This window comes from Micromonospora sp. NPDC002575, assembly GCF_042889525.1.
Taxonomy (GTDB): domain Bacteria; phylum Actinomycetota; class Actinomycetes; order Mycobacteriales; family Micromonosporaceae; genus Micromonospora; species Micromonospora carbonacea.
In genome coordinates this window covers 19,446-35,650 of the sequence record NZ_JBIARA010000001.1, presented here as the reverse complement: position 1 = coordinate 35,650, position 16,205 = coordinate 19,446, and the positions used below count along the sequence as shown (strand labels likewise).

Here is a 16,205-nt window from a genome sequence, read left to right as displayed (position 1 = left end):
AACGAGCCGACGCGGGGTGGAGCAGCTCGGTAGCTCGCTGGGCTCATAACCCAGAGGTCGCAGGTTCAAATCCTGTCCCCGCTACTCGTTCGGAAAGGCCCCGGAGTTCGCTCCGGGGCCTTTCGCGTGACGGCCTTTCGCGTGACGGCCTTTCGCGTGACGGCCTTTCGCGTGACGGCCTTTCGAGTGGCGGCCATTCGTGCGGGTCGGGCGCTTTCGGGGGGCCCGCTGATCTCCGCCGCGGGGATGGGCTAAGCTATGACAGCCGACGCGGGGTGGAGCAGCTCGGTAGCTCGCTGGGCTCATAACCCAGAGGTCGCAGGTTCAAATCCTGTCCCCGCTACTCGTTCGCAAGGGCTCCGGAGTTCGCTCCGGGGCCCTTCGCCTTTCCGTTCGCGCGAGGCTCCGACTGCGGGGGCACGCCGTCCGGCGAATCCCTGGCCGTCCCGCGTGCTCCGCTTGCGTTCCTCGGCGAGGATGGGGGCATGTCTTCGTGGAACAAGTGGTGGGGCCGGCTCAGCACGGTCCTCGGTGCGGTCGTGCTGTCGGTCTTCGTCCCGGTCGCGGCCTGGGCGTCCACCGGCACGGGGGAGCTCGTGGTGGAGGCTGCCAAGCGGCGCCGGGGCGGCGGCTTCGGCTTCTTCGGGCTGCTGTGCTGCCTGGTCGTCGTCGGCGGGATCGTCCTGCTGGTGCTGCTGCTCATGCGCAACCGGCGCAACCGCCCGCCGCGCTGACCAGGCGGCCCGCGGGCGTGCCCAACATCGCGCTCGAACCGGGATCGAGTGGCCTCCCGCCGCTCGGAGGCCACTCGATCCGCGATCGAGCACGATCTTGCCGGCGGGCCTCCGAGGGCGGGCCTCCGAGGGCGGGCACCCGAAGCCGGCACCCGAAGCCGGCATCCGACGGCGGGCCCGGGCGGGTGGCGGGTCCGGGACGGCGCGGGTGGGACGGCGCGGGTGGTCAGGAGGCCAGGGCGGCCTCGGCCTGGGCGACGAACCGGGTGGCGGCCGCACGGACGCCGGCCCGGCCGGCGCGGATGCCCTCGGCCGTCTCGACCAGCAGGGTCCGGACCCGGGCGTGCCCCTTCGGGGGTGGGCCGGGGGCCGGTCCGAGCTGGTCGGCCACGGCGTCGGCGAGGGCGGCGGCGGCCTGCTGCCCCGGGTCGGCCAGGTTCTCCCGCACGTACCGGCGGATGGCGAGGTTGGGGCTCACCCCGCGTTCGTGGCCGAGGGCCAGGCCGGCCTCCATGTTGTTGGTGAGGAACTGGATCACGTCGGCCACCAGAGCGGGGTGCCGGGTGCCCCGGAAACCCGCCCAGTACATCGAGGCGCGCGGCCAGTGCGCCGCCGGTGGCCCGGGGAACGCGGCCAGGGCCAGCTCGTCCCTGGTCTGCCGCCGGAGCTCGGGGAACTGGTGGGCCCAGGCGAACGACGCGGCCGTGTGGCCGGTGACCACCGGTTGCCGGGTCGGCTCGCCGCCGTCGGCCTGGTCCACCAGGGCGGCGCTCGGGGTGGCCCGCCGGGCCCGCGCGTTCTGCCACAGCTCGAACCAGTCGACCAACTCGTTCGCGCCGAAGCCGAGCTGCCGGCCCTGGTACACCTCGGCGCCCCGGGACCGCAGCCACAGCCAGAGCGCCCGATGGTCCCCGGACGGGTCCGTCGTGCCGGCCACCCGGCCGTCGGCGGCCCGGGTGACCCGCGCCGCCCAGTCGACGTACGCGGGCCAGGACATGCCGGTGCGGGGCTCGGCGACGCCGAGCCGGCGCAGCAGGCCGCGGTTGTAGACGAGGGCGGCGGTCGTCTGGGCGGCGGCGACCGCCACGGTGCGGCCGTCCACCTGGCCGTAGCGTGCCAGGTCCGGCGGGAGCCCCCGCAGGTCGAGCCTCTGGTCGGCGACGTATCCGCCGAGGTCGAGCAGGATCTCCCGCCGGGCGTACTCGGCGAGGACGGTGTCGTCGAGCTGGATCAGGTCGGGCACGTTGCCGCCGGCGGCCTGAGTGGCCAGCCGGTCGTAGTAGCCGGGCAGGCCCTGCCAGGTGACCCGGAAGCTGACCAGGTTGTTGCGGGCGGAGTAGAGCCGCAGCGCCTTCTCGGTCAGTTCGGCCCGCGCGGCGCTGCCGTACCAGAAGACCGAGAGCTCGACCGGCCCGTCCTCGACCGGCCGGTCCTCCTCCCGGTCGCCGCAGCCCGTGAGGCCGGTCGCCGCGAGCGACGCCCCGAGCAGCGCACCGAGCAGCCGCCGGCGGCCCGGGTCCGGGCCGGTGCGGGTCGGTGGGGTACGGGCGTCGGGCACGGGTGCTCCTGATCTTTCCGACGTGGGGTCGGACCATTTACACAGCCGGCGCGGGCGGGTGTCAACGGCCGTGCGGCCCGACGGGTGGCCGTCCCGGGGCGTCGGCCGGCCCGTGGTGTACTAGGGCGCGTGGAACTTCTGCACTCGGGCAAGGTCAGGGACGTCTACGCCGACGGCGACGACCTGATCCTGGTCGCCTCCGACCGGATCTCGATCTACGACGTGGTGCTGCCGACCCCGGTGCCGGACAAGGGCCGCCTGCTCACCGCGCTGTCCCTGTGGTGGTTCGAGCAGCTCGCCGACCTGGTGCCCAACCACGTCGTCTCCGCCACCGACGTGCCGGCGGAGTTCGCCGGCCGGGCGATCCGCTGCCGGCGGCTGGAGATGGTCCCGGTCGAGTGCGTCGCGCGGGGCTACCTGACCGGCGGCGGCCTTGCCGAGTACGAGCGCACCGGCGCGGTCTCCGGCGTCGCGCTGCCCCGGGGCCTGGTCGAGGCGTCGATCCTCCCCGAACCGATCTTCACCCCGTCGACGAAGGCCCCCAAGGGCGAGCACGACGAGCCGATCACCTACCAGCAGGTGGTGGACAAGGTCGGCGCGGAGACCGCCGCGCGGCTGCGGCAGATCACCCTCGACATCTACTGCCGGGGCGCGGAGCTGGCCGCCGAACGGGGCATCCTGGTCGCCGACACCAAGATCGAGCTGGGCTGGGCGGCGGACGGCACCCTCGTCCTCGGCGACGAGGTGCTCACCTCCGACTCGTCGCGGTTCTGGCCGGCCGAGTCGTACCAGCCGGGCCGGGCCCAGTTCTCCTACGACAAGCAGTACGTGCGGGACTGGGCGACCGGCGGCGGCTGGGACAAGCGCCCCCCGGCCCCCGAGGTGCCCGCCGAGGTGATCGAGGCGACCCGGGCCCGCTACGTCGAGGTCTACGAGAAGCTCACCGGCCGCACCTGGTCCTGACCGGCCCCGACCCCGCAGGCGGGGTCAGTCCACCCAGTCGAGGGTGCGCTGCACGGCCTTGCGCCACTGGCGCAGCTCCCGCTCCCGCTCGCCCGGGTCCATCGTGGCGGTCCACTGCGCGTCGGAGCGCCACTGGGCGCGCAGGGTGGCCAGGTCCGGCCAGAAGCCCACGGCGAGGCCCGCCGCGTACGCCGCGCCGAGGCAGGTCGTCTCCGTGATCCGGGAGCGGACCACCGGCACGTCCAGCACGTCGGCGAGGAACTGCATCAGCAGGCCGTTGGCGGTCATCCCGCCGTCGACCCGCAGCCGGCGCAGCGCCACGTCGGAGTCGGCGTTCATCGCGTCGACCACCTCGCGGGTCTGCCAGGCCGACGCCTCCAGCGCCGCCCGGGCCAGGTGCCCCTTGGTGATGTAGCCGGTCAGCCCGGCGATGACCCCGCGTGCGTCGCTGCGCCAGTGCGGGGCGAACAGCCCGGAGAACGCCGGCACCACATAGCAGCCGCCGTTGTCGTCGACCGTGCGGGCCAGCTCCTCCACCTCGGCGGCGGTGGAGATCAGGCCGAGGTTGTCCCGCAGCCACTGCACCAGGGACCCGGTGACCGCGATCGCGCCCTCCAGCGCGTAGACGGCGGGCTGCCCCTCGATCCGGTACGCGACCGTGGTCAGCAGCCCGTGCGCCGAGATGACCGGGCTCGCACCCGTGTTGAGCAGCAGGAAGCTGCCGGTGCCGTACGTGCACTTCGCCTCGCCCGGGCCGAAGCAGGTCTGCCCGAACAGGGCGGCCTGCTGGTCGCCGAGGGCGCTGGCCACCGGCACCCCGGCGAGCGGCCCGTCGACGGCGGTGCCGTAGACCTCGGCGGAGCTGCGGATCTCGGGGAGCATCGCGGCCGGCACGCCGAGCGCGTCGAGCAGCTCGGGATCCCAGTCGAGGGTGTCCAGGCCCATCAGCATGGTGCGGCTCGCGTTCGTCACGTCGGTGACGTGCCGGCCGGTCAGCTTCCAGATCAGCCAGCTGTCCATGGTGCCGAACAGCACCTCGCCCCGCTCGGCCCGCCCGCGCAGCCCGTCGACGTTGTCCAGCAGCCAGCGCAGCTTCGGGCCCGCGAAGTAGGTGGCCAGGCGCAGCCCGGTGCGCTCGCCCAGCCGCTGCTCGCCGTACGCCTCGGCGAGCGCGCGTAGCTGCGGCCCGGTGCGGGTGTCCTGCCAGACGACGGCGTTGGCCACCGGGCGGCCCGTGGCGCGGTCCCAGACGACGGTGGTCTCCCGCTGGTTGGTGATGCCGACGGCCGCGAGCCCCTTTGGGCCGGTGCCGGCCGCGCCCAGCGCCTCGCGGACGACGAGCCGGACGTTGTCCCAGATCTCCTCGGCGTCGTGCTCGACCCAGCCCGGCCGGGGGAAGATCTGCCGGTGCTCGCGCTGGGCCACGGAGACGATCTCCCCGGCCCGGTCGAAGACGAGGCACCGGGACGAGGTGGTGCCCTGGTCGATGGCGGCGACGTACTCTCCGGTCACCGCAGCACCGTACCCGCCCCGCTGCCGGTCCGCCGCCCACCGTCGCCCGGCTGCGCCGGTGGCGGGTCAGTCCGGGGTGCGCCCGCCCGCGTCGAGGAGCGGGTCGAGGGGGGTGCCGATCCGGACAGTGGTGCCGGCCGGGCCGGTCTCGACGTCCATGGCGTCGCTCAGCTCCCGGGCCAGCCAGAGGCCCCAGCCGCCCGCGGTGTCGGGCGCGGGACGGCTGCGGTCGTCGAGCCGTCGGGAGCTGATCCCCCGGCCGTGGTCGGCGACCTCGCAGACCAGCCGCCCCGGCTGACGCCACAGCCGCAGCCACCCCCGCCCGCCGCCGTGCCGCACCGCGTTGGTCAGCAGCTCGTTGACCGCCAGCACGAAGTCGTCCAGCCGTTGGCCGCGCAGCCCGACGGCGTGCGAGCAGGAGGTGACCGAGTGCCGGAGCTCGGTCACCTGGGCCTGGTCGAAGGCTTCGGCGATCAGGAGGGTGGTGTCGATGGGCACAACCGTACGCCGTGTCGGTCGGGGCAGCCATGATCGTCGGCTGTTGCCGGGCAGGTGGCGGCGGGTCGCCGCCCCCGGCGGCAGACGATCATGGTGGGTGGGGCGTGTGGCATCGTGTCGGAGTGCCGTCGACGCCCGGTGGATTCGAGGTCCCGCTCTGGCGGGCCGTCGCGGTGTTCCGGTTCGCCGCCCTGGCGTACGTCGGCCTGATCGTCGCGCGCGACGCCGGCGGGTACGCCCACCCGCTGGTCGCCGGCGTCGTCCTGCTGGTGATGCTCGGCTGGACGGTGACCACCGCCCTCGGCTACGCCCGCCCCGCCCGGCGGGGCTGGCCGCTGCTGGTCGCCGACCTCGCCGTCGTGGTCGGGGTGCTCCAGGTCAGCCCCTGGGCGGTCGGCCGGTCGGCCCTCGCGGCCGGCGCGCCGAGCCTCGCCGTGGTGTGGCTGGCCGGGCCGGTGCTCGCCTGGGCGGTCTCCGGCGGCCGGCGGCGCGGCACCGTGGCGGCGCTGGCGGTGTGCGCGGCCGACCTGGCCGCCCGGGAGCGGATCGGCCAGTCCGCCCTCACCGGCTCGATCCTGCTGCTGATGGCCGGGGCGGTGGTCGGCCACGTCGCCCGGCTGGCGGTGACCGCCGAGCAGCGGCTGCACCGGGCGGTGGAGCTGGAGGCGGCGACCCGGGAGCGGGAACGGCTGGCCCGGGACATCCACGACTCGGTGCTCCAGGTGCTCGCGCTGGTGCAGCGGCGCGGCGCCCACCTGGACGGGGAGGCCGGCGAGCTGGCCCGGCTGGCGGGGGAGCAGGAGGCCGCCCTGCGCGCCCTGATCGCCGGGGCGGCGCCCCCCGACGACGCCGACCCGGCGGGGCGGGACACCCTCGACCTGCGCGCCCTGCTCGGCCGGTACGCCTCGGCTACGGTCTCGCTGTCGGCGCCGGCCACGGGCGTACCGCTGCCCGCCCCGGTGGCCCGGGAACTGGCCGCCGCGACCGGGGCGACGCTGGACAACGTGCGCCGGCACGCGGGCGGCCGGGCCTGGGTGCTGATCGAGGACGAGGGGGAGACGGTGACGGTCTCGGTACGCGACGAGGGCCCGGGCATCCCGGCGGGCCGGCTCGACGAGGCGGCCCGGCAGGGCCGGCTGGGGGTGGCGCAGTCGATCCGGGGCCGCGTCGCCGACCTGGGCGGCACGGTCACCATCACCTCCGCGCCGGGAGCGGGCACCGAGGTCGAGCTGACGGTGCCGAGGACGCCCCGGTGAGCGCCGCCGACGCCCCGGCCGGCGTGCGGGTGATGGTGGTGGACGACCACCCGATGTGGCGCGAGGGGGTGGCCCGCGACCTCACCGAGGCCGGTCACCTCGTGGTCGCCACCAGCGGGGAGGGCCGCCAGGCCGTGCGGGTCGCCCCCGCCGCCCGGCCCGACCTGGTGGTGCTCGACCTGCAACTGCCGGACATCTCCGGGGTGGAGGTGATCCGGGGGCTGCGCGCGGCGCTGCCCGAGGTGCGGGTGCTGATGCTCTCGGCCAGCGGGGAACAGCAGAGCGTCCTGGACGCGGTGAAGGCCGGCGCGACCGGCTACCTGGTGAAGTCGGCGGCCCCGGCCGAGTTCCTGGACGCGGTGCGCCGCACCGCCGCCGGTGAGCCGGTCTTCACCCCCGGGCTGGCCGGCCTCGTGCTCGGGGAGTTCCGCCGGCTCGCGGGGGCGGGCGGGGCCGCCGCGACCCGGGGGGCGGCCTCGGCGGGCCGGCACGCCGACGCGCCCCGGCTCACCGACCGGGAGACAGAGGTGCTGCGCCTGGTGGCCAAGGGGCTGTCGTACAAGCAGATCGCCGAGCGGCTCGGGCTGTCGCACCGGACGGTGCAGAACCACGTGCAGAACACGCTCGGCAAGCTCCAGCTGCACAACCGGGTCGAGCTGACCCGCTACGCGATCGAGCGCGGCCTCGACGACTGAGGCGTCGGCCCCGGAGGGGCCGGCCGGCCACGACCGACCCGCCGGGCCGGGCGCGGCGGGCGGGTCAGTGCGCCCCGGGCGGCCGGGTCTCGTGGATCGCCAGCTCCTCGGCGCTCGCCCCGCCACCGGCGGAGCCCGCGTCGTACGCGACGTTGTCGGTCTCCAGGTCGGTGTGCGCCCCCTCGTCCGGTTCCACCAGCCGGCCCACCTCGGCGTCGGCGACGCTGCCGAGCTGGCCGTGGTCGTAGATGGAGACGGGGGAGTGCGGGTCCGAGGTGGGGCCCGGGTCGATCACGTCGGCGTCGAGCTGCGCCTGGGCGGCGGCCTCCTCGCTGTCCGCCTCGGCCGCGATGTCCGGGTCGACCGGGCCGGCCAGCGGGTCGTCGGCGGGGCGCTCGAAGCTCTCCCGCTGGAGCTTGTAGTCCAGCGACTCGCCGTCGAGCTGCTCCTCGGCGGTGGTGCCGTACCGGTCCACCGCCACGGGCATGCGGTCGCCGGGCAGCTGGGCCGGCGCCGGGCCGTCCGCCTCGCGACCGGTCTCGACGTCGTCGTTGGCCGTCGAGTCGTCGTCGGCGGTGTCGGGCAGGCCGTCGGCCTCCGGGTCGGAGACGGGGGTCGGGTACTCGTCGTCGCGCATGGCTGATCACTACCCACTGCCCACCGCCCGTAACCGATCCGCCCGCCGGCGTCCCGGCCGCCACGCGGCGACCACTGGGGCGGCGGTGACAGGAGTCAGCCGGGGTTGCCCGGGAGGTCCAACACGGCCCAGACGAGCTTGCCGTCGGGCAGGAGGGTGCTGCCCCAGCGGCGGGCCACCGTGTCGATCAGCAGCAGGCCCCGGCCGCCGGCCAGGTGCGGCGGGGTCACCCCGGCGAACCGCGGCTGTCGCCGCGACTGGTCGCGTACGCCGAGGTGCAGCGTGCCGTCGCCGGGGGCCAGCCGCACGGTCATCGGGGTGCGTGCGTGCGCCACCACGTTGTTGACCATCTCGGTCACCGCGATGCAGGCCACCTCGGCCAGCCCGTCGATCCCCCACTGGGCGCAGCCGTCGGTGACCAGCGCCCGGGCCTGCCGGGCGGCGCCGACGACCGGCGGCAGCGCGGTGGTGGTCGCCGCGGCCATCGGGGACCGGGCCAGCGCCGCCGTCGCCTCCGCCAGGCTCGCGCAGACCGCCAGCCCCGGCCCGGCCGCCGCCCCGGTCGGGTCGACGACCAGCAGCCCCGCCGCGGGCCAGTCGGCGATCTCGCGGCGCACCTCGGCGAACAGCCCACGGGCGGGGTCGGCCAGGCGCAGCCGGGTCAGGTCGACCACCACGGGGCCGGGACGGTCGCAGAGCCGGACGAGCAGCGCGTCCCGCACGGCGGCGGTGCCGGTGACGTCCAGCACCCCCGTCAGCCGGAGCACCCCGGACGACTCGTCCGTCTCCACCACGCAGCGCAGGTCGGTCGGCATGATCGTCCCATTGTGCGTCGTGGCGGCGGACCGCGCATCCTGCCGATCGGGGGAGTTCATCAGCGTTCCGTCCGAGACCGCCTGGCCCGGGCCGCCATCGTGCCGACCGCCGTGCCGGCCGCGGCGAGCCCGAAGGCCGTCGTCATCCGCACCAGTTGCCGCCGCCGCCCGTGCCACCCGCCGTCCCGCCGGGCGGCCCCGTCGGCGGCGAAGACGTTGCCGGCGCTGTCCGGCCGCCCGGCGGGCCCGAACTGGGTGCGGTGGACATACCAGCCGAGGACCCGTTCGGCCAGCGCGGGGGCGAGCCGCCACTGCGCGCCGAGCAGCCGGGCGGCGCCACCGGCGTACGCCTCGCGGCGCGGCCGGCGCAGCACCCGGACGATGGTCTCGGCGACCAGCTCCGGCGGGTACACCGGCGGGGGCGGCACCAGCTCCCGACCGGTGTGGTTGGCGGCGTGCCGGAAGAAGGGGGTGTCGATGCTCGCCGGCAGCACCGTGCACACGGAGACGTTGCCCCGCCCGGTGAGCCGCAGCTCCTGCCGCACCGTGTCGGCCAGCCCCCGGATGCCGTGCTTGGTGGCGTTGTACGCCGACTGGTAGGGCATCGCCACCTCGGCCAGCACGGAGGCGTTGTTGACCAGGACCCCGCCGCCGGCCGCCGTGAGGTACGGCAGGGCGGCCCGCATGCCGTGCACGACGCCGAGCAGGTTCACCTCCAGCACCCGGCGGAACTCCCGCACCGGTATCTCGTCGAACAGCCCGACCGCGCTCACCGCCGCGTTGTTGATCCAGGCGTCGATCCGGCCGAACTCCTCCGCCGCGCGGGCGGCGAGGACCTCCACGGCCGTCGGGTCGGTGACGTCCGTCGGCACGACGAGCGCCCGGCCACCCAGCTCCCGGCACCGCGCCGCCACCCGCTCCAGGGACTCCTCGCTGCGGGCCGCCAGCGCCACGGCCGCGCCCCGCCGGGCGAGGGCGTAGGCCGTGGCGGTGCCGATGCCGCTGGAGGCGCCGGTGAGCACGACGACGGCGTCGTCGAGGGTGCGGATCAGAGGCATTCCACGCCCGTACCCCGGTGGGCCCCGCTCATGCCGGCGGCCCGGACCGGATCGGCGGCCCGGTGCCCGGCCGGGCCGGGGCGGGGACTTGGCAGGTTTCGGCTCCGAGTGGCGCGGTTAATGGGACCCTCTGACCGGGAGGACCCACCAGCTCAACGCACCGCATGGAGGTGACCCATGCGCGTCGGCCTAGTGTGCGCGCACTCCGGCCCGTCGCGGCCCGCCGACGGTCCGGTGGTCGGCACGCGCGAGCACATCGCGCGGGTCGCCGCCGAGCTGGCGGGGCGCGGCCACGACGTGCACGTCTACGAGCGCCGGGACGATCCCGCGCTGCCCGCCACGGCGGAGGTCGACGGCTACCGGGTGGAGCGGGTGCCGGTCGGCCCGGCCGCCCCGATGCCCACGGCCGAGCTGGTCGGGCACGTGTCCGAGTTCGGCCGGTGGCTGGCCGACCGGTGGGCCGGCGAGTGGTCCCCGGAGGTGGTGCACGGGCACTACTGGGTCGGCGGTCTGGCCGCCGCGCACGCGGTGCGCGAGACCGACATCCCCGTCGTGCAGACCTTCCACTCGCTCGGTGTGGAGCAGCTACGCCACCTCGGCCCCGGCTACGACGGCCCCGGCGCCCGCATCCCGCTGGAGCGGGCCCTGACCCGGGCGGTGGACATCGCGGTGGCCCAGTGCAACGACGAGGTCGACGAGCTGACCCGGATGGGGTTGCAGCGCAGCTCGGTGGCGATGGTCCCCACCGGGGTGGACACCGACCAGTTCCACCCGGACGGCGAGGCGGCCCCGCGCGACCAGCGCTCCCGCATCCTCTCCGTGGGGGGCCTGACGCCCGGGCACGGCCACGGCGACCTGATCCGGGCGATGCGGCTGGTCGGCGACGCCGAGCTGGTGATCGCCGGGGGCCCGCCGGCCGACCAGCTCGCCGGCCACGCCGAGGCGCGCCGCCTGCGCGAGCTGGCCGAGCAGGCCGGGGTGGCCGAGCAGGTGACGCTGGTCGGCGCGGTGCCGCACGACCAGATGGCCACCTGGTACCGCTCGGCCGACGTGGTGGCCTGCACCCCGCACTACTCGTCCGCCGGCCGGGTCTCGCTGGAGGCGATGGCCTGCGGCGTGCCGGTCGTCGGGTACGCGATGGGCGGCATCGCCGACGCCGTCGTCGACGAGGTCACCGGGAAGCTGGTGCCGCCGGGCGACGTGCGGGCCCTCGGGATGACCCTGCGCCGGCTGCTCGCCGACAACGCCGGCCGGTTCGCGTACGGGCACGCCGCCGTGGACCGGGTCCGGTGCACCTACACGTGGGAACGCACGGCCGGCGCGCTGGAGCGGCTCTACGAGCGGGTGGTGCTGCGCCGCAAGCCGGTCGAGGCGGCCTGATCAGCGGCGGGGGCGGGCCGGCGCGCCCGCCGGGACCATCCCCCGCGCGTGTTCACGGGCTGCCACCTCGTGGTGGTGCTGCGGCTCGGCGTAGCGCGTCAGCCCGATCACCGCGGCCAGCGTCGCCAGGAAGCCCAGGGCGGCCAGCCACTCCCGGCCCGGCCAGATCTTGTCGTTGAGCAGCAGCAGCCCGACGATCGCGGCGGGCACCGCCCCGGCCGCGTCCATCGCGGCCACCGCCGCCGTGGTCGAGCCGCGCTGCATGGCCAGGCCGAGCAGGAGCTGACCGACCAGCGAGTGGGCCACCAGCAGGTAGAGCAGCGGGTCCCGGACGAACCCCTCGACGCTCGTCACGGCGGCCAGCGGGCGGGCGGCCACCGCCGCGGCGGAGAAGGCCAGCCCGGCCAGCGAGCCGAGCGCCACCGACCCGGGCGCGCCGTGCAGCCGTACCGCGAAGAAGCCGACCACGGCGATCACCGCGAGCGCCGCCGCCAGCGCGACCAGGCCGGCGGGCCCGAGCGGCCGGGACTGCGCCGGCTGCGCCGACAGCACCAGGCCGGTGACCCCGGCGACGAGCAGCACCAGCAGCGCGACCTCGGCGGTGGGCAGCCGCCACTTGAGCACCAGCACGCCGAGGATCGCGGTCACCCCGAGCCCCGCGGCCACGCTGGCCTGGACCAGGAACAGCGGCAGGTCCCGGCGGGCCAGGAAGGCCAGCACGAAGCCGCCGACCTGGCAGACCAACCCCACGAGGTACGTGCGGTGGCCGGCCAGCCGCAGCAGCAGCCCCGGGTCGAAGGTGTGGTGCACGGTGGTCCGCGCCGCGGCGACGGACTGGAGCAGGTTGGCGAAGCCGTACGCGACGATCATCGCCGCCAGGAAGCACCAACCGGAGGACACCACCTGGCGAGGATAGAGGCTGGCGGCGCTCAGCGCGCGGCCGGCCGACCCAGCCTCGCCAGGATGTCGGCGTGCAGCGGGCCGTTGCTGGCCACGGCGCTGTTCTCCGCCGCGGCGTCGCCGCCGGGGGCGGGCCGGCCGGCCAGGTCGGTGAACGCCCCGCCCGCCTCGGTCACGATCGGCACCAGCGCGGCGACGTCCCACAGGGACAGCTCCGGCTCGACCATCACGTCCAGCGCCCCCTCGGCGAGGAGCATGTAGCCGTAGAAGTCGCCGTAGGCCCGGCTGCGCCAGGTGTCCCGCATGAGCTGGAGCATCGGCTCCAGCAGCCCGGCGGACTCCCACCCCGACAGGGACGAGTAGCAGAAGCTGGCGTCGGCGAGGCGGGCCACCGCCGACACCCGGATCGGCGTGCCGTGGGCGGCGTCCGGGCCCGCGTACGCGCCCGCGCCGAGCGCGCCCCACCAGCGGCGGCCCAGCGCCGGCGCGGAGACCAGCCCGAGCACCGGCCGGTCGCCCTCCAGCAGGGCGATGAGGGTGGCCCAGACGGGCACCCCCCGGACGAAGTTCTTCGTGCCGTCGATCGGGTCGACCACCCAGCGCCGGCCGCCCGGGGCGGCCGGGGGCTGCCCGCCGTACTCCTCGCCGAGCAGGCCGTCGCCGGGGCGGCGCTGCGCCAGCAGGGCGCGGATCTCCCGCTCCACGGCCGTGTCGGCGTCGGAGACCGGGGTCAGGTCCGGCTTCGCCTCCACGCGCAGGTCGAGGGCCCGGAACCGGGCCGTGGAGATGGCGTCCGCGGCGTCGGCGAGCAGGTGGGCGAGGGCGAGGTCGTCGGCGTACCCGGTCATGCCGCAAACGGTAGCGGCGGCCGGGTCACGCCCCTTCCAGCGGGTCGCCCGGGTTGCGCTGGTCGGGCTCGCGCGCGTCGCCCTCGCCGGAGCGGGAGGCCAGCAGCCGGCGGTACGAGGCCAGCCGGCGCTCGTCGGCCTTGCCGGCGGCCACCCAGGCGTCCAGCGCGCAGTCGGCCTCCTCGGCGGTGTGCTGGCAGTTCGCCGGGCAGTCGACCGTCCCCTCCACCAGGTCGGGGAAGCCGTGCAGCAGGCTGTCGGCCGAGACGTGCGCCAGCCCGAAGCTGCGTACCCCCGGGGTGTCGACGATCCAGCCCGGGTCGGCGTCGACGCCGGGGCGGGGCGGCAGCCGCAGCGCCACCGCGCTGGTCGAGGTGTGCCGGCCCCGGCCGATCGCGCTGACCACCCCGACCGCGCGGTCGGCGTCGGGGACCAGGCGGTTCACCAGCGTCGACTTGCCCACCCCGGAGTGGCCCACCAGGACCGACACCCGGCCGGCGAGCAGGTCGCGCAGCGCGTCGAGGTCGGCGTCGGGCCGCAGCAGCACGTACGGCAGCTCCAGCTCGGCGTAGTAGCCGAGCACCTGCTCCGGGCCGGCCAGGTCGGCCTTGGTGAGGCAGAGCAGCGGCTCGATGTCCGCGTCGTACGCGGCGACCAGGCAACGGTCGACGAACCCGGTGCGCGGCGGCGGGTCGGCCAGCGCGCTGACGATGACGAGCTGGTCGGCGTTGGCCACCACGACCCGCTCCAGCCGCCCCTCGGCGGTGTTCTCGTCGTCGTCGGCGGTGCGCCGCAGCACGGAGGTGCGCTCGGCGATCCGGACGATGCGGGCCAGCGCGCCGGCCGCCCCGGAGGTGTCCCCGACCAGGCCCACCCGGTCGCCCACCACCACCGACTTGCGGCCCAGCTCCCGGGCCCGCATGGCGGTCACCAGCGGGGCGTCGGGGCCGGCCCCGGGCAGCACGCACGTGTAGCGGCCCCGGTCCACGGCGATGACGAAGCCGTCGACGGCGTCGTCGTGCCGGGGCCTCGTGCGGGTGCGCGGGCGCGACGACCTCCCGGGCCGGACCCGTACGTCGTCCTCGTCGTACTCCCGCCGCCTGGTCGCCAGGACGCCCTCCGTCGTGTCAGCTCTTTCCGGTCACCATCGCCGACCATAGTCCCGGAAACTCCGGCATGGTCTTCGAGGTGCACGACACGTCGTCGAGCTCGATGCCGGGGACCGCCAGGCCGGTCACCGCGGCGGCGTGCGCCATCCGGTGGTCGTGGTACGTCCGGAACTGCCCGCCGCGCAGCGGCCGGGGCCGGATCTCCAGCCCGTCGGCCGACTCGGTGAGGTCGGCGCCCAGGCCGGTGAACTCGCGGGCGAGCGCGGCGAGCCGGTCGGTCTCGTGCCCCCGGATGTGTGCCACGCCGGTGAACCGGGACGGCGAGTCGGCGAGCATGGCGAGCGCGGTCAGCGCCGGGGTCAGCTCGCTGACGTCGGAGAGGTCGGCGTCGATGCCGTGCACCACGCCGGTGCCGCGCACGGTCAGCCCGTCGGTGGTGAGGGCCACCTCGCCGCCCATCCGGTGCAGCAGCGTGCGAAGCTGCTCGACGGGCTGGACGCTGTTGTGCGGCCAGCCCCGCAGGGTCACCGCGCCGCCGGTGACCAGCGCCGCGGCGAAGAACGGCACCGCGCCCGACAGGTCGGGCTCGATCTCCCAGCCCCGCCCGGTCAGCGGCCCGGGCTCGACGACCCAGACGTCGGGGGCGCCGTCGTCGACGGCCGCCCCGGCGGCCCGCAGCATCTGCACGGTCATCCGCAGGTGCGGCGCGGACGGCACCGGCGGGCCGACGTGCCGGACCACCACGCCCCGGTCGAAGCGCGGCGCGGCCAGCAGCAGGCCGGAGACGAGCTGGCTGGAGGCGGAGGCGTCGATGACCACCTCACCGCCGGCCACGCTGCCCGTGCCGAACACGGTCAGCGGGAGGCTGCCGGTGGCCGGGGACTCGACGCGCGCCCCGAGGGAGCGCAGCGCGCCGATCAGCGGGCCCAGCGGGCGGGTGCGGGCCTGCGGGTCGCCGTCGAAGGTGATCCGTCCCTCGGCGAGCCCGGCGACCGGGGGCACGAACCGCATGATGGTGCCGGCGAGGCCGACGTCGACGTGCGCCGGCCCGGCCAGCGGGTGGGGCCGGACCAGCCACCGGTCGTCGTCGGCGATCGACATGTGCGCGCCGAGGGCCCGCAGGCCGGCGGCCATCAGCTCGGTGTCGCGGGCGCGCAGCGGGCCGGCGATGGTGGAGGGGCCGCCGGCCAGCGCGCTGAGCACCAGCGCGCGGGCGGTCATCGACTTGGAGCCGGGCAGCCGCAGCGTGGCAACCACCGGGTCGGACGCGGTCGGAGCGGTCCACGGCCGCAGCGGCCGGGTCGCGGTCGTGTTCCCCACGGTCACATTCTGCCGCGCCCCGCCCGCCGTCGGCCGGGCCGCCGGGGGCGCTCCCGGTGGGCGGGACGGCCGTCCCGGGGCCGGGCCCGCGACCGGGCCGGCCTCCGGCGGGACAGCCGAACGGGGCCCGGGGCGTTAGCGTGTGCCCCATGTGTGGGAGGTACGCGACGACCCGGAGCGCGGTCGACCTGAGCGCGGTGTTCGAGTCGTCCGACGAGACGCAGGGCCGGGCCCGGTCGAGCCACAACGTCGCCCCCACGACGACCGTGCCGCTGGTGCGGCTCACCCCGGAGGGCCACCGCGCCCTGTCCGCCGGCCGCTGGGGGTTCCTCCCGCCCTGGTCGAAGTCGCCCGCCGCCGGGGCCCGCATGATCAACGCGCGGGCGGAGACGGTGGCCACCAGCCGGGCGTACGCGCCCGCGTTCGCCCGGCGGCGCTGCCTCGTCCCCGCCGACGGCTGGTACGAGTGGGTCCGGCTGCCCGAGGGCGGGCGGCAGCCCTACTTCATGACCCCGGCCGACTCGTCGGTGCTCGCCCTGGCGGGCATCTGGTCGGTCTGGGAGGGGCCCGCCGGGCCGGTGCTGACCTTCAGCGTGTTGACCACGGCGGCGGTGGGCGAGCTGGCCCGGGTGCACGAGCGGATGCCCCTGCTGCTGCCCCGGGGCCGGTGGGCGTCCTGGCTGGGCCCGACCGACGAGCCGGCCGCCCTGCTGACCCCGCCCGACCCCGGGTGGCTGGCGGGGCTGGAGATCCGGCCGGTCGGGCCGGCGGTCGGCAACGTCCGCAACGACGGGCCGGAGTTGATCACCCGGGTGCCCGCGCAGGCCGTCCCGGCCGACGAGGTGACGCTTTTCTGACAGTCGCCGGGGGCATTGTCGGGTGCTGATTTGCCAGAGTTGCGGGCGAATCGTCGCCTGAGCTT

At 76.2% G+C, this 16,205-nt stretch carries 15 protein-coding genes, 2 tRNA genes and 1 pseudogene; 8 read left to right on the top strand and 10 right to left on the bottom strand.

Annotation, left to right across the window (positions count from 1 at the left end; translation table 11 throughout):
• The first annotated feature begins 10 nt into the window (after positions 1–10).
• From ACFYWL_RS00195 to ACFYWL_RS00185, 3 genes are all read left to right on the top strand, one after another.
• Positions 11–84: transfer RNA gene (locus ACFYWL_RS00195), tRNA-Met, on the top strand.
• A 185-nt stretch (positions 85–269) separates the two neighbouring features.
• Positions 270–343: transfer RNA gene (locus tag ACFYWL_RS00190), tRNA-Met, on the top strand.
• A 142-nt stretch (positions 344–485) separates the two neighbouring features.
• Positions 486–734, top strand: coding sequence for a hypothetical protein (locus ACFYWL_RS00185; RefSeq protein WP_386965283.1), 249 nt, complete (start codon positions 486–488; stop codon positions 732–734).
• Between the two features lie 226 nt (positions 735–960).
• On the opposite strand, the gene ACFYWL_RS00180 is transcribed toward ACFYWL_RS00185, so the two are convergent.
• A complete protein-coding gene (locus ACFYWL_RS00180) occupies positions 961–2,292 on the bottom strand; it encodes an ABC transporter substrate-binding protein (RefSeq protein ID WP_386965281.1) in 1,332 nt (443 codons plus the stop codon).
• Between the two features lie 129 nt (positions 2,293–2,421).
• Here ACFYWL_RS00180 and ACFYWL_RS00175 point away from each other — a divergent pair, with 129 nt between their 5' ends.
• A complete protein-coding gene (locus ACFYWL_RS00175; protein ID WP_386965278.1) occupies positions 2,422–3,255 on the top strand; it encodes a phosphoribosylaminoimidazolesuccinocarboxamide synthase in 834 nt (277 codons plus the stop codon).
• A 24-nt stretch (positions 3,256–3,279) separates the two neighbouring features.
• On the opposite strand, the gene glpK is transcribed toward ACFYWL_RS00175, so the two are convergent.
• Positions 3,280–4,767, bottom strand: a complete 1,488-nt coding sequence (gene glpK, locus ACFYWL_RS00170; protein ID WP_386965276.1) for a glycerol kinase GlpK — start codon at positions 4,765–4,767, stop codon at positions 3,280–3,282.
• A 66-nt stretch (positions 4,768–4,833) separates the two neighbouring features.
• Positions 4,834–5,292, bottom strand: a complete 459-nt coding sequence (locus ACFYWL_RS00165; RefSeq protein ID WP_386966651.1) for an ATP-binding protein — start codon at positions 5,290–5,292, stop codon at positions 4,834–4,836.
• A gap of 95 nt (positions 5,293–5,387) precedes the next feature.
• On the opposite strand from ACFYWL_RS00165, the gene macS reads away from it, so the two are divergent.
• Together macS and ACFYWL_RS00155 are read left to right on the top strand one after the other, a co-directional pair.
• Positions 5,388–6,521 (top strand): MacS family sensor histidine kinase, encoded by a 1,134-nt coding sequence (gene macS / locus ACFYWL_RS00160; RefSeq protein ID WP_386965274.1) that lies wholly within the window; start codon positions 5,388–5,390, stop codon positions 6,519–6,521.
• A 32-nt stretch (positions 6,522–6,553) separates the two neighbouring features.
• Complete coding sequence (locus tag ACFYWL_RS00155; RefSeq protein WP_386966648.1) at positions 6,554–7,216, top strand: response regulator; 663 nt, start codon at positions 6,554–6,556, stop codon at positions 7,214–7,216.
• Positions 7,217–7,280: 64 nt separating this feature from the next.
• Here the strand turns inward: ACFYWL_RS00155 and ACFYWL_RS00150 are convergent, their stop codons facing one another.
• The 3 genes from ACFYWL_RS00150 to ACFYWL_RS00140 form a co-directional block, all read right to left on the bottom strand.
• Positions 7,281–7,853 (bottom strand): DUF5709 domain-containing protein, encoded by a 573-nt coding sequence (locus ACFYWL_RS00150; RefSeq protein ID WP_386965272.1) that lies wholly within the window; start codon positions 7,851–7,853, stop codon positions 7,281–7,283.
• A gap of 95 nt (positions 7,854–7,948) precedes the next feature.
• Positions 7,949–8,668 carry an ATP-binding protein gene (locus tag ACFYWL_RS00145; RefSeq protein ID WP_386965270.1) on the bottom strand — a complete coding sequence of 240 codons (720 nt, stop codon included), beginning with the start codon at positions 8,666–8,668 and terminating at the stop codon, positions 7,949–7,951.
• A 59-nt stretch (positions 8,669–8,727) separates the two neighbouring features.
• Positions 8,728–9,726, bottom strand: a complete 999-nt coding sequence (locus ACFYWL_RS00140) for an SDR family oxidoreductase (protein WP_386965268.1) — start codon at positions 9,724–9,726, stop codon at positions 8,728–8,730.
• Positions 9,727–9,903: 177 nt separating this feature from the next.
• On the opposite strand from ACFYWL_RS00140, the gene ACFYWL_RS00135 reads away from it, so the two are divergent.
• The gene (locus ACFYWL_RS00135) at positions 9,904–11,106 is read left to right on the top strand and encodes a glycosyltransferase (RefSeq protein ID WP_386965266.1); all 1,203 of its coding nucleotides are present in this window, start codon (positions 9,904–9,906) and stop codon (positions 11,104–11,106) included.
• Here the strand turns inward: ACFYWL_RS00135 and ACFYWL_RS00130 are convergent.
• The 4 genes and pseudogenes from ACFYWL_RS00130 to aroA form a co-directional block, all read right to left on the bottom strand.
• Positions 11,061–11,976 (bottom strand): annotated as a pseudogene (locus tag ACFYWL_RS00130) (hypothetical protein). The gene ACFYWL_RS00135 and the pseudogene ACFYWL_RS00130 overlap by 46 nt on opposite strands.
• Positions 11,977–12,035: 59 nt before the next feature.
• Positions 12,036–12,854: a histidinol-phosphatase gene (hisN, locus tag ACFYWL_RS00125; protein WP_386965265.1), complete on the bottom strand. Its 819-nt coding sequence runs from the start codon at positions 12,852–12,854 to the stop codon at positions 12,036–12,038.
• Positions 12,855–12,879: 25 nt separating this feature from the next.
• A complete protein-coding gene (gene rsgA, locus ACFYWL_RS00120; RefSeq protein WP_386966645.1) occupies positions 12,880–13,818 on the bottom strand; it encodes a ribosome small subunit-dependent GTPase A in 939 nt (312 codons plus the stop codon).
• 163 nt (positions 13,819–13,981) lie between these two features.
• Complete coding sequence (gene aroA, locus ACFYWL_RS00115) at positions 13,982–15,283, bottom strand: 3-phosphoshikimate 1-carboxyvinyltransferase (RefSeq protein WP_386965263.1); 1,302 nt, start codon at positions 15,281–15,283, stop codon at positions 13,982–13,984.
• Positions 15,284–15,432: 149 nt separating this feature from the next.
• Here aroA and ACFYWL_RS00110 point away from each other — a divergent pair, with 149 nt between their 5' ends.
• The gene (locus tag ACFYWL_RS00110) at positions 15,433–16,140 is read left to right on the top strand and encodes an SOS response-associated peptidase (protein WP_386965261.1); all 708 of its coding nucleotides are present in this window, start codon (positions 15,433–15,435) and stop codon (positions 16,138–16,140) included.
• Positions 16,141–16,205 lie beyond the last annotated feature (65 nt).